This window comes from Methylobacterium oryzae, assembly GCF_036441375.1.
In the GTDB taxonomy this organism is placed as follows: domain Bacteria; phylum Pseudomonadota; class Alphaproteobacteria; order Rhizobiales; family Beijerinckiaceae; genus Methylobacterium; species Methylobacterium oryzae_A.
Genome location: NZ_MLCA01000001.1, coordinates 1,222,733 through 1,235,434, shown reverse-complemented (window position 1 = coordinate 1,235,434; position 12,702 = coordinate 1,222,733). Strand labels below are relative to the sequence as shown.

Below are 12,702 nucleotides of genomic sequence, written 5' to 3'. Positions count from 1 at the left end.
GCGCCGTCAGGGCTGCGGCCTGAGCGCGGCGAGGTAGTCGATGATCGCCTGCCGGTCGGCCGGGTCGACCGGCGCCCTGTAGCTGTGGATCATCTTGTCGACGATCCCGCTCCACTGCGCCCGCGTCAGGGCGGGCTGGGTCAGGACCATCCCGGCCGAGTGGCAGGCTAGGCAGGTGTTGTTGACCGCCTCGGCTCCCGGACCGGGCGGGAAGACCCGGTCGGAGCCGGGCAGTTCGACCAGCTGCGACGTGAAGCGCATCGGCTCGGGCGGCGGACCGGCGAGAGCTGGGGCAGGGAGCAGGGCGAGCGCGGACAGGCACCGGGCGATGTGGGTCAGGGACATGGCGCTCCTCCTCAGGCGACCTGGACCGTCACGGTCTCGACGCCGTTCTTCATGAAGCCGGCCCCGTTCCAGATCGGGTCCAGCGGCTGCGCGAGGCCGTTCGTGTTCGTGCAGCGGATCGTGATGGCGCGGGTGCCGGCCGCGGAGGCCGGCAGGGTGACCGCGAAGCGGCGGAAGCTGTAGGCGCCCGCGTCGGCCCCGAGCCGGGCCGGGATCCACGACGCGCCGCCATCGCCGGAGACGTCCACGGTCCTGACCCCGCAATCGCCCCCGAAGGCGATGCCGCGCACGGCCAAGGGCGCGCCGGCCGCCACCCGGCCGCCGTCCTGCAGGTTCGTCACGAAGGCGCGCGGGACCATCCGGTCGATCGGTACCGTCCCGTAGCCGGTCTGGCCGGGCCGGACATCCGCGCCCGGCACGTCCGGGATGCGATAGGCGGTCTTAATCCAGTACTGATCGTCGGGCGTGTCCAGGACCTCGATGTCGGACAGCATCTTGACCCAGTAGGTCGAGTACCGGCCCGGAACGATCAGGCGCAGCGGGAAGCCGTTGAGCAGCGGAAGCTGCGCGCCGTTCATCGCGTAGGCGATCATCACCTCGCCGTCGCGGGCGTGGTCCAGGGCCAGGGACTTCCGGAAGTGCGGCGCGCCGCTCACGACCGGCTCGTCGAGGCCGGCGAAGCGCACCTGCACGGCCCCGGCCCTCACGCCGGCGCGGTCGAGCACATCCTTGAGACGCACGCCGGCCCAGAGCGCGTTCCCCATCGCGCCGTGGGCCCATTGCGCGCCGGGAACCCGCGGCACGAACAGGCCCCGCGAGTTGCCGGAGCACTGGTTGACCGCCGCGATCTCGAAGCGCGGCATCCGGGCGAGAGCGTCGAGGGACAGGGACAGCGCCGTCTCGACGTGCCCGCGCACGGTCAGACGGAACGCCTCAGCGTCGACGCTGGTCGGGATCTCGGCCCAGTGCCAGCGCACGTAGAAGCGGTCGTTGGGGGTGAACACGCCCGCGTCGAACACCGCGAAGGGCGTCTCGAGGAGCGGGGGCCGCGTCCGCTGGAGGATCATCGGCCCCTTGCCGGGGAAGTCCGTCGTGATGGCGCGCAGGCCGGGACCGCCGGGCAGGGGAAGCCGGACCGTGCCGGCGGCCCAGGCCGGCGCGGCCGCGGCGAGGCCGCCGAGGCCGAGACCGGCCAGCACGGCGCGGCGAGGAAGGGAGGTATGGCTCACGGCTGTGTCTCCTCGTTGGTGCGGAATGTGTCGGCTCCCGCCGCTCCGCGATGTGCGGATCCGCGTGCCGCGGGCCGCCCGCTCCCGGAGATCGTCCGGCGCGGCGCGGACAGGTTGATCGTTCCCACGCTCGACGCGGGAGCGGGTGCTCCGAACCGGGGCATCAGGCGATGCCGAGCAGTCGGATCAGGACGAGGCTGACGCCGGTGAGGGCGGCGAGCGAGGCGACCACCGCCGTCGTCACCCGCGTCCCGGCCCCGACCACGCTGCGCACGTCGACCCCGAGCCCGAGGGCGGCCATCGAGACGACGGTGAGGAGGTTGGCGGTCGCGGCGATCGCCGGCAGGGCGGTCCGCGGGATCAGCCCGACCGAGCGCAGGCCGGCCACGGCCAGGAACGCCAGGATGAACCACGGCACAAGCCGACGGAGCGCGCCGCGACCGGCGCCCGCGCGCCCGACGGCGGCGACGGGCCCGACCATCTCCGGTCGCAGCCGGCTCGCCCCGACCGAGAGGGCCAGCACGACCGGGCCGAGCATCAGCACGCGAACGAGCTTGACCAGCGTGCCGACTTGGACGCTGAGGGCCTCCACCGGCGCCGTCGCGGCCAGCACCTGCGGCACGGCGTAGACGGTGAGGCCCGCCAGGACGCCGTACTGCGTCGGCGACAGGCCGAGCAGCGGCACGAGGAGCGGGAGCCCGAGGACGACGAGGACGCCGAGGACGGCGGTGAACGCGATCGACGCGGCGACGTCGTCGCCGTCCGCGCCGATGACCGGCGCCGTCGCGGCGATCGCCGAGTTGCCGCAGATCGAGTTCCCGCAGGCGACGAGGATCGCCAGGCGCGGGTGCAGGCCGAGGGCGCGGCCGATGCCGTAGCTGGCGGCGATCGCGACCGCCACGACGCCCGCGATGCCGAGGAGGAGACCGGGACCGCCCGACAGCAGCGTCGCCAGGCTGAGCGAAGCGCCGAGCAGGACCACGGCCAGTTCGAGCACCGTCTTGGCGCCGAAGGCGATGCCGGCGGCGAAGCGCGGCCCGGGATTCCAGCCGGTGCGCAGCGCCGTGCCGAGCACGATGGCGAGGACGAGCGCCTCCAGCCAGGCGCGGCCGAGCAGCGCCACCTCCGCGGCCTCCAGGCCGTAGGCGACGAGGGTGACCAAGAGGCAGAGGCCGAGCCCCGGCACGATTCCGCGGAGGCGGCTGGCGATGGGAACGGGCGTGATCTGGATCGGCATGGCGCTGGGCTCCGGGGTCGAGGCCCATCGTCCCTCCGCGCCAGCAATCAATCCAACAGAACTTTTCGATGATACCGATCTTACTTTCAGAACGGTCACGGTGCGACCGGTCGGGACGGCAGGCCGCAGCGCGGCCTACGGCGGCGGCCGCGCGATCGGGAAGCGACGCGGCCGGTTCCAGCCGACATGACGGGCGCGGCGTCGGCCGCGCGGAGTCAGACCCTGCGGATCCCGTCCGGATCCTCAGTCTCCGGCAGGGCGACGTAGATCAGGACGCCGAGCACCGTCATGGCGAAGCGGAAGGCCGATTGCTGGCCGTTCCAGGTCGCCGACATCCACATGCCGAACCACTCGCCGCCGACGCCCAGGAAGCCGCCCTGCCAGACCAGGAAGCCGACGCTCAGGCCGGCGATCGCCCAGGCCTTGGCCCGGGCGAAGTCCCCGCGCGGGGCGCGCGCGCGCGCGATCATCAGCGCGGCCCCGGTCCAGAGCAGGAGCGCCGTCACAGCCTCCGCGACGACAATCAGCGTGAAGGCGGCGCGCTGGAGCGCCGGGTCGGTGATCGCCCGGTTGGCGATCCCGGAATCTGGGAGGATCGTGTCCATCGACAGGACGTGCTGCACGAAGGCGAGGTTCACCGCCGGCTCGACGATGTTGCCGTACACGACCAGCGTGCAGGTCAGAGCCAGGGCGGCGACGAGGGCGACTTTCGAGAGGCGGATAGCGAGCATGGACGGCCCCTCCGACACAGGTTCCCGCGTCGAGACCGGCCCCGGACGGGGCCCGAACCGATCGCGGATCTCCTAGTTCGCCTTCGCCTCGACCTCGAGCCGGTCGAGGACCGCGGCCGGCGACCGCGCCGCGCCGAGGTCGATGAAGCCGATCCCCGCGGGCTCCCTGGACTTCGCGTGGACCACGAGCTTGCCGGGCTTCATCACGAACTGGCCCATGGCGGCGCCGATCCCCTTGGCGGCCGCGCTGTTGCCGAGGATGACCGGCACGCCGAGCAGGCTGGCGGTGACGTATTCCTTGCGCAACTCGTCCGGCTTGAGGCTGAGGTCCTTCGACTGCGCGGCCAGGAAGCGCTCGAACAGGCCGGCATTCTCCACCGTCAGGTCGAGGGTCTTGGCGCTCCCCGAGAACATCACCATGGTCGCCGCCGGCAGGGTGCCGGAGAACAGCTCGGGCCCGATGCCCCCCAGCGTGCCGGAGAGGCGGACGGTGCCGATGTCGCGGCCGGACACCGTGACCTCGCGCAGGGCGAGGTCGCGGGCCTTCTCGTCCAGGCTCGCGTCGGCCACGAGGTTGAGGTCGAGGTCCCGGTAGCCGTAGGCCGGCAGCAGGCCGACGATCGGCGCGCCGGCGAGCAGGTCGGCGGGCAGGCTCAGGCCGGTGAGGCTGATGCGGGTCGCGCTGGGCACGCCCTCGGTCGGCGGCCCAAAGGCGAGCGCCGCCTCGCGCAGGGCGATGCGGGGTGCCGGCCGCGGCGAGACCGTGACCGCGAGGGGATCCGCGGTCTTCTCGGTCCCCTTCGGCTCGGTCGCCTTGCCCGGCCGGCCCGGCTCGGGGAGGGCGCCGCGGGCCGGGGGACGGACGTCGCGGGGCGGCACCCGCTCGGGCTCGGCCTCGGGCGGCAGATCGACCGTCAGGTCGGTGAGGGTGAGCGTGCCGAGCTTCGGCGTCAGGCGGCGCATCTCGACGTCGGAGAAGCCGGCCCCGCCCGTCGGCTCTGCGGCGATGCCCTGAAGGGTCGCGACGGTCGGCGCCAGGGACGTCCCCAGCGCGGCGACGCGGCCGACGCGGATCCGCAGCGGGCCGCGGGTCAGCGACAGGTTGTCCAGGGTGGTGCCGCCCTCGGCGCCGGTCGACGTGTAGGCGGCGCGGCCGATCTCGAACAGTACCGGTCCCTTCGGGTCGGTGTCGCTGACGCTCAGGCCCTGCATCTCCAGGCTGCCTACCGAGGTGGCGTCGATGAGATCGGCGGCGGCCGCGGCGAGCGGGCGCCGGTCGCCGGACCCGTCGAAGCCGTTGGCCACGATGGCGAAGGCGCCGGCCCAGCCGTCCGGGACCTGCCGGCCGCCGAGGTCGCGGCCGTCGAGGCGGGCGATCTTCACCGTGGTGCCGCGCGCGTCCGAGTAGGTGACGTCCGAGACCTGGATGGTCCCGTAGACGCGCTGGACCGGTCCCTTGCCGTCACCCGGAACCGTGTAGAGCCGGCTGAGCGCCGCGAGATCCAGGTCCGTGGCGCGCACCTGACCGTAGGTCCCGGACCCGCGATTCGGCCCCGCCACGGAGCTGACCGTCGCGCCGGCCGCCGTCAGCTCGCCGACCCGGCCGGCGCGGATGTCGCGGGCGACCACGTCGCGGTAGGTGACGGTCTGCCGGTTGTCGCCGGGGCCCGCGTTCTCGGAGGTGAGGACCGGGACGGTCAGGCTGCCGGCATCGAGCCGGGCGAGCCGCTGCTCCCAGGGCACGCTGGAATCGGGCCGCAGGATCGCCGCGAGGTCCTCCTTGGAGAGGCGCGTGCCGCTCGCCGTCAGTTTCGGGGCCTTCAGCAGCGTCCCGCCGAGCGGGATCACCACGTCGTTCACCGTCACGTCCTGGACGGCGGCGGCCCCCTCCTGCGCGGCGAGCGGCGCCGGGGCGAGCCCGAGGAGCGCGAGGAGGGCGGTCGTCGCCCAGGCCGACCGGAGGCGGAGACGGGCCTTCGGGTGGTTCATGGCTGCGTCCGGACCAGGGCTCTCACGGGGATGCCCTAGCCGTGCCGCGTTTTGCCGGGCGAGGCAATCGCGCACGCCGGCCCGGGCGACCGAGCCGGGACCGGTGTCGTACGGACGCAACGGCGCGGCGGCGCCGAGCCGGTCGCTACAACGAGAAGGAGGTGCCGCAGCCGCAGGAGGCGGTGGCGAGCGGGTTCTCGATCTTGAAGGACTGGCCGATCAGGTCGTTCACGAAATCGATGGTCGAGCCGCTCATGTACTCGAGGGAGACCGGGTCGACGATCACGGTGGCGCCGTCGCGCTCAATCGCGACGTCCTGCGCCTCCCGGGCGCGGGTGATGTCGAACGCGTAGGAGAAGCCCGAGCAGCCGCCGCCGTTGACGCTGATCCGCAGCGACGAGCCGGCCGGCTCCGCCACCATGATCTCGTTGATGCGCTTCGCCGCGCGGGCGGTCAGGGTGATCTCAGCCATCGGTCTCTGGCCACGCATTCGTTCGGTGGACGGCGCGCCCCGGCCCGTTGCCGAGGGCGCCCTGACCCACAAGATATGAGCCGCAAGCCCGCGCCGCAACGCGCCGGGCGGGGAGCCGTCATGAGCAGGGTGCGTGAGTTTGCGAGCGGATGCCGTGCGACCGAACGGTGAGCGCTGGCGCGCGGCCTACGCCACCGACCCGGCCCGCACCCGGGGCCGCCTGATCCCGGAATCGGGCTCGCCGACCCGCAGCGATTTCCAGCGCGACCGGGACCGGATCATCCACTCGACCGCGTTCCGGCGGCTGAAGCACAAGACGCAGGTCTTCGTGCACCACGAGGGCGACCACTACCGCACCCGACTGACCCACACCCTGGAGGTGAGCCAGATCGGGAGGGCGCTGGCCCGCGCCCTCGGGCTCGACGAGGACCTGGCGGAGGCGCTGGCCCTCAGCCACGACCTCGGCCACACCTGCTTCGGCCATACCGGCGAGGACGCCCTCGACGCCTGCATGGCGCGCTACGGCGGGTTCGACCACAACGCCCAGGCGCTGCGGATCGTGACGCGGCTGGAGCGGCGCTACGCCGGGTTCGACGGGCTGAACCTCGCCTGGGAGACGCTGGAGGGCCTCGTCAAGCACAACGGCCCGCTGCTGACCGCCGACGGCCGGCCGACGGCCCGCTACGAGGCCCGCGGCATCCCGGCGGCGATCCTGGAATACGACGCGCTCAATCCGCTCGACCTGTGGAGTCAGGCGGGGCCCGAGGCCCAGGCGGCCTCCCTCGCCGACGACATCGCCTACGCGGCCCACGACCTCGACGACGGGCTGCGCGCCGGCCTGTTCGAGATCCCGGAGCTGCGCGCGGTCCCGTTCCTGGCCGGGCTGCTCGACGAGATCGACCGGCTGCATCCCGGCCTGGAGCCCTCGCGGATGATCCACGAGCTGGCCCGGCGGGTGATCACCCGCTTCGTCGAGGACGTCATCCGCGAGGGCGGCCGCCGCATCGCCGCCCTGGATCCGCGCCGCGTCGAGGACATCCGGCACGCGGATCGGCCGGTCATCGTCTTCTCGCCGGAGATCGCGGCGGCCGATGCCGACATCATGCGCTTCCTGTGGGAGCGGATGTACCGGCATCCGGGCGTGGTGGCCGTGCGCAAGAAGGCCGACGCCATCGTCAACGACCTGTTCGCGGCGTTCACCGCGGCCCCGTCCCGGATGCCGGAGGAGTGGAGCGCCGGCCTCGACGATGCCGGCGAGGCCCGGATCGCCCGCCGGGTCGCGGACTACATCGCCGGCATGACCGACACCTACGCGGTCCTGGCGCACCGCAAGCTCTACGCGACGACGCCGGACCTGCACTGGGAGCTGCCGAGCCGGGGCCTGCCCCTCGCCGAGCCCTGAGGGCCCGGCGCGGGACCGGCGCGGATCAGCAGCCGCAGCCGCAGGTGAAGCTGCCGTAGCAGCCGCCGTAGCCGTAGCCGCCGTACCCGCCGTACCCGTAGCCACCGTAGCCGGCGGGATAGCCGTAGCCGTAGCCGCCGTAGGCGGCCGGGTAGCCGTAGCCGTAGCCGCCATACCCGTAACCGCCGTAGACGCTCCCGGCAGCGAGCCCGAGCCCGAGGCCGATTCCCGCGCCGGCCAGCCCGTAGCCGAGGGCCCGACCGTAGCCGCGGCGGTATCCGTAACCGTAGCCGCGCCCGTAGAAGCCGCCGCGGTAACCGTAGCCACCCCGGAAACCGCCGCGGTAACCGCCGCCGTGGAAGCCGCCGCCGTGGAATCCGCCGCCGCGGAAGCCGCCCGCCTCGGCACTCGGCGCGGCCAGGATGAGGGCGCAGAGCGCCGTGCCCGCAATCGTCAAGGTCTTCATCAGTAACTCCGCGATCGGCCCACTCACGATCGGCGGCGATGACACCGCTTCGTCCCGGGCGAGACAAGACCGACACTGGGCGATCCGTACTCGTCGCGCGGGATAACCCGGCGGCTGCGCGCGCGTGGTTACCGGACCGGTGCCGCGAGGGCGGATTCCGCCAGGCGGCGCGCCGGTCGGCGCCGTGACACCCTCCCGCCCCCTTGCTAGACCGCCCCGGCGGGCGCAGGCCGGACGGGCCGGGCGACGAGACCCCCGCGCGAGCGAGATCGAGACCCATGAACATCTTCGCCCTGTTCGAGGCGCGCGTGCGCGAGGCCGTGGAGGCGCTGACCCGCGCCGGCCACCTGCCCGAGGGCCTCGACCTGAGCCGCGTCGTGGTCGAGCCGCCCCGCGACGCGTCGCACGGCGACCTCGCCACGAACGCCGCGCTGGTCCTGGCCAAGGAGGCGCGGACCAACCCGAAGGCGCTCGGCGAGGCCCTGGCGGCGGAGCTCCGCGCGGATCCGCGGATCGTCGAGGCGAGCGTCGCCGGGCCCGGCTTCATCAACCTGCGGCTCGACCCCGCGATCTTCCACGCGGTCCTGCGCGACGCGCTGACCGCGCCGGAGGCGTTCGGCCGCGCCCGGCTGCCCGGCGGGCCGATCAACGTGGAGTACGTGTCGGCGAACCCGACTGGGCCGATGCATGTCGGCCACGGCCGCGGCGCGGTCTTCGGCGACGCCCTGTGCAACCTGCTCGTCGCGGCCGGTCGGCAGGTGACGCGCGAATACTACATCAACGACGCCGGCGTTCAGGTCGACGTGCTGGCCCGCTCGGCCTTCCAGCGCTACCGCGAGGCCCTCGGCGAGCCCTTCGCGATCGCGGAGGGCCTGTATCCGGGCGACTACCTGAAGCCGGTGGGCGCCGCGCTGGCCGAGACCCACGGCCGCGCGCTGCTCGACCAGCCCGAGTCGGCGTGGCTGCCCACGGTGCGCGAGACCGCGCTCGGCATGATGATGGCCATGATCCGGGCGGACCTGGCGGCGATCGGCATCCGCCACGACGTGTTCTTCTCGGAGCGCACGCTCCAGGACAGCGGCGCCGTGAAGACGCTGCTGGCGGAGCTGCGCGCCAAGGGCCTCGTCTACGAGGGCCGCCTGCCGCCGCCCAAGGGCCAGCTGCCGGAGGACTGGGAGGACCGCGAGCAGACGCTGTTCCGCACCAAGGAGTTCGGCGACGACAGCGACCGGCCGCTGCTCAAGTCGGACGGCTCGTACACGTATTTCGCCTCCGACATCGCCTACCACCGGGCGAAGTACCTCGCGGGCGCGACCGAGCTGATCGACGTCCTCGGCGCCGATCACGGCGGCTACGTGAAGCGCATGCAGGCCGCCGTGAAGGCGGTGAGCGACGGGAAGGCCACGCTCGACGTCAAGCTCTGCCAGCTCGTGCGGCTGTTGCGCGCAGGCGAGCCCGTCAAGATGTCGAAGCGGGCCGGCGAGTTCGTGACCCTGCGCGACGTGATCGACGAGGTCGGCCGCGACGCGATCCGGTTCATGATGCTCTACCGGAAGAACGATGCGACCCTGGATTTCGACCTCGCCAAGGTGGTGGAGCAGTCGAAGGACAACCCCGTCTTCTACGTCCAGTACGCGCATGCCCGCGTCCGCTCGGTGCAGCGGCAGGCGCGCGAGGCGTTCCCGGAGGCCGACCTCTCGGCCGCGGCGCTGGCGCGCGAGGCGGACCTCGCCGTGCTGAGCGATCCGGGCGAGATCGAGATGATGCGTCTCATCGCCCAGTACCCACGGGTTCTCGAATCCGCCGCGCTGGCCCACGAGCCGCACAGAATCGCGTTCCACCTCTATGAACTGGCCTCGGCGCTTCATAGTTTCTGGAACAAGGGCAAAGACTTGCCGCAATTACGGTTTGTTAATGCAACCGACCGAAAGTCGACGTGGGCCCGGCTGGCGCTCGTCGAAGCTCTGCGGAGCACGCTGGCGGCCGGCCTTGCGATTCTCGGTGTGACCGCGCCGGACGAGATGCGATAGGCCCGAGTGCATCGGGCCGGTCACCGGCGTTGATGTGAGGATGCTGCCATGACGAACGCTTCGCGCGCTCAGGTCGATTTGGACGCCCTCGCGCGCGATCTGCGTCAGGACAAGGGCCAGGCGTCGAGCAAGGCCGATCCGCTGGCGGAGCTCGCCCGCATCGTCGGGCAGGACGATCCGTTCCGGGCGCTCCTCGCCGCCCGGGACGAGATGCGGGCCGTGGCGCCGGCCGCCCCGCAGCAGGCCGGCTGGAACGCCCGGGTCGAGCCGAGCTTCGCCCCGGAGCCGGCCAAGGCCACGCCGGCCGACGCGTTCGACCAGTATCTCGCCTCCGTGGAGCAGGACACGCACCGCGAGGGCGCCGGCTACGCCCCGGAGAGCGGCGCGGCCCCGGCCGGCGACGAGGAGAGCTTCGCGGACAGCCGCGCGCTCCGCCGCGCCAACCCGCGGCGGCGCCTCGTCTCGGTGGGTGCCGGCGTCGCCGTGGTGGCGATCGCCGTCACCGGCGCGCTCACCTACAAGGGCCTGAGCAATTCGGGCCACGGCGGCGGCGTGCCGGTGGTCCAGGCCGATTCCACGCCCCTCAAGGTCGCCCCGAAGGTGGCCGACGGCGTCGAGATCCCGGATCAGAACCGGCAGATCTACGACCCGAAGGGCAAGAAGGACGGCCAGATCAAGATCGTGAACCGCGAGGAGCAGCCCCTCGACGTGGCCGAGGCCGCGCGGGCCGCTCAGGGCCCGTCGCAGCCGACCGGTGCCCAGGGCGGCACGACGCCGGGCAACGGCCCGTTCGAGGCGTTCGGGGAGCCCCGCCGCGTCCGCACCGTCGCGGTCAAGCCCGAGGCACCGCCCGCGCCGCCGCCGCGCGAGCAGCAGGCCGCCGATGCCGGACCGGCCCCGATCCCCACCATGGTCCTGCCCAGCGACGAGCCGCCGGCGTCGCCGCCCGCGAAGTCCAAGCCCGTCCGCCAGGCCGCCGCCGCCATGCCGGCGACCACGGCCACACCCGTCGACGCGCAGCCGGAGACCGCGGTCGAGCAGCCGGCGCCCAAGCCGGTGGCCGTGAAGCCGCCTCCGAAGGCCGCCCAGCGGATCGCCGCCGTCGCCCCGGCCGGCGCGGCCGCGCCCGACACCACCGCCAGCACCACGACCGACGACGACGCCGTGAAGTCCGGTCCCGTGGGCGGCTTCTCGGTCCAGCTCGGGGTGCGCAGCTCCGCCGCCGAGGCGAAGGCCGCGTTCCGGCAGATGCAGGCCAAGTACGCGCAGCTCGCCGGAAAGCCCGAGCTGATCCGGCAGGCCGAGGTCAACGGCAAGACGATCTACCGCGTCCGCGTCGGACCCCTCGAGAAGGCCCAGGCGTCGAGCCTGTGCAGCGCCCTGCAGGGCGAGGGCGGCCAGTGCTTCGTGGCCAAGAACTGAGGCCCTGACCGGAGGCCGCGCACGGGACAGCACCCCGTCCGCGGCCTTCCGCGTCCGGCCTCCGCTTCTGGCCTCCGCTTCTGGCCTCCGCGTCTGGCCTCCGCGTCTGGCCTCCGCGTCTGGCCTCCGCGTCTGGCCTCCGACCGAGTCCCGGCGGCAACAGGCGCGGCCCCATCGCGCCGTCCCCGGTCCCGGGCCGCGGTTTGGTCTTGCCGACTCCCCGTTCCCGCCCGACTCTGTCGCCATCGATACGAACCGCCCGGCGGTCCCCCGCCGTCCTCGCGCCGTCGTCGCGCCGCCACCGAGCAGTCTCCGAGCCGTCCCTGATGACCTCCCGCGCCCTGATCCTCGGCTGCTCCGGTAAGTCGCTCTCGGCGGAGGAGAGGGCTCTCTTCCGGGACGTGAAGCCCTGGGGCTTCATCCTGTTCAAGCGCAACATCGGGACCCCCGACGAGGTCCGCGCCCTCACCGGCGCGCTCCGGGACTCCGTCGGGTCCGACCGGGCGCCGATCCTGATCGATCAGGAGGGCGGCCGGGTCCAGCGGATGGGTCCGCCCCACTGGCCGGCCTACCCGGCCGGCGGCCGCTACGGCCGCCTGAACGGCAGCGCCGCGACGGTCGCCCGCCTCGGGGCGCGCCTGATGGCGCACGACCTCGCCGAGGTCGGCATCAACGTCGACTGCGCCCCCGTCCTCGACGTGCCGGCGCCGGGCTCGCACGACATCATCGGCGACCGGGCCTACGGGACCAGCCCGGAGCGGGTCGCCGAGATCGGCCGCGCGGTGGCCGAGGGGCTGATGGCCGGCGGCGTCCTGCCGGTGATGAAGCATATTCCCGGGCACGGGCGCGCCACCTGCGACAGCCATCACGGCCTGCCGGTCGTGGACGCGAGCCGCGCGGATCTCGAGGGGCAGGATTTCCGGACCTTCCGGGCACTCGCCGACCTGCCGATGGCGATGAGCGCGCACGTCGTCTTCACCGCGATCGACCCCGAGCGGCCGGCCACCCAGTCCGCCAACGTCATCCGCGACATCATCCGCGGCGCGATCGGCTTCGACGGGCTGCTGATGACGGACGACCTGTCCATGCACGCGCTCACCGGCACGTTCCGCGACCGGACCGAGCGCGCCTTCGCGGCCGGGATCGATATCGGGCTCCACTGCAACGGCGCGATGGACGAGATGCAGGCCGTGGCCGCGGCGGCGCCCGAACTCACCGGCGCGGCCGCGCGCCGCGCCGCCGCCGCGCTGGCGCGGCTCGACCCCGCTGGCGACGGGCTCGACGTCGCGGAAGCCAGGGACCGCTTCGCCGCGGCCCTCGCCGCCGCCTGACCTGCAACACCTTGCGGCCTTCCAACGCGGCCTTCCCCCGGCCGTGGC

At 73.3% G+C, this 12,702-nt stretch carries 11 protein-coding genes; 4 read left to right on the top strand and 7 right to left on the bottom strand.

Translation table 11 applies throughout. The features are described from left to right. Positions 1 to 6 precede the first annotated feature (6 nt). The 6 genes from MOTC310_RS05930 to MOTC310_RS05905 all read right to left on the bottom strand — a co-directional run bounded on the left by MOTC310_RS05930 (position 7) and on the right by MOTC310_RS05905 (position 6,003). Positions 7 to 345: a c-type cytochrome gene (locus tag MOTC310_RS05930; protein WP_331290544.1), complete on the bottom strand. Its 339-nt coding sequence runs from the start codon at positions 343 to 345 to the stop codon at positions 7 to 9. An 11-nt stretch (positions 346 to 356) separates the two neighbouring features. Next, positions 357 to 1,574, bottom strand: coding sequence for a molybdopterin-dependent oxidoreductase (locus MOTC310_RS05925; protein ID WP_331301120.1), 1,218 nt, complete (start codon positions 1,572 to 1,574; stop codon positions 357 to 359). Between the two features lie 163 nt (positions 1,575 to 1,737). After that, complete coding sequence (locus MOTC310_RS05920; RefSeq protein ID WP_331301119.1) at positions 1,738 to 2,811, bottom strand: YeiH family protein; 1,074 nt, start codon at positions 2,809 to 2,811, stop codon at positions 1,738 to 1,740. 215 nt (positions 2,812 to 3,026) lie between these two features. Next, entirely contained in the window at positions 3,027 to 3,542 is a 516-nt protein-coding gene (locus tag MOTC310_RS05915) for a DUF2165 family protein (RefSeq protein WP_331301118.1), read from the bottom strand. Between the two features lie 72 nt (positions 3,543 to 3,614). Beyond that, entirely contained in the window at positions 3,615 to 5,531 is a 1,917-nt protein-coding gene (locus MOTC310_RS05910; protein WP_331301117.1) for a hypothetical protein, read from the bottom strand. A gap of 145 nt (positions 5,532 to 5,676) precedes the next feature. Further along, complete coding sequence (locus tag MOTC310_RS05905; protein ID WP_020092036.1) at positions 5,677 to 6,003, bottom strand: HesB/IscA family protein; 327 nt, start codon at positions 6,001 to 6,003, stop codon at positions 5,677 to 5,679. A gap of 154 nt (positions 6,004 to 6,157) precedes the next feature. Here MOTC310_RS05905 and MOTC310_RS05900 point away from each other — a divergent pair, with 154 nt between their 5' ends. Further along, on the top strand, positions 6,158 to 7,405 hold the full coding sequence (locus MOTC310_RS05900; RefSeq protein ID WP_331290538.1) for a deoxyguanosinetriphosphate triphosphohydrolase: 1,248 nt from the start codon (positions 6,158 to 6,160) through the stop codon (positions 7,403 to 7,405). 25 nt (positions 7,406 to 7,430) lie between these two features. Here the strand turns inward: MOTC310_RS05900 and MOTC310_RS05895 are convergent, their stop codons facing one another. Beyond that, positions 7,431 to 7,871 carry a hypothetical protein gene (locus tag MOTC310_RS05895; RefSeq protein WP_331301116.1) on the bottom strand — a complete coding sequence of 147 codons (441 nt, stop codon included), beginning with the start codon at positions 7,869 to 7,871 and terminating at the stop codon, positions 7,431 to 7,433. A 278-nt stretch (positions 7,872 to 8,149) separates the two neighbouring features. Here MOTC310_RS05895 and argS point away from each other — a divergent pair, with 278 nt between their 5' ends. The 3 genes from argS to nagZ all read left to right on the top strand — a co-directional run bounded on the left by argS (position 8,150) and on the right by nagZ (position 12,654). After that, positions 8,150 to 9,901: an arginine--tRNA ligase gene (gene argS, locus MOTC310_RS05890; RefSeq protein WP_331301115.1), complete on the top strand. Its 1,752-nt coding sequence runs from the start codon at positions 8,150 to 8,152 to the stop codon at positions 9,899 to 9,901. 48 nt (positions 9,902 to 9,949) lie between these two features. After that, on the top strand, positions 9,950 to 11,323 hold the full coding sequence (locus MOTC310_RS05885) for an SPOR domain-containing protein (RefSeq protein WP_331301114.1): 1,374 nt from the start codon (positions 9,950 to 9,952) through the stop codon (positions 11,321 to 11,323). Positions 11,324 to 11,649: 326 nt separating this feature from the next. After that, positions 11,650 to 12,654: a beta-N-acetylhexosaminidase gene (gene nagZ / locus MOTC310_RS05880; protein ID WP_331301113.1), complete on the top strand. Its 1,005-nt coding sequence runs from the start codon at positions 11,650 to 11,652 to the stop codon at positions 12,652 to 12,654. Positions 12,655 to 12,702 lie beyond the last annotated feature (48 nt).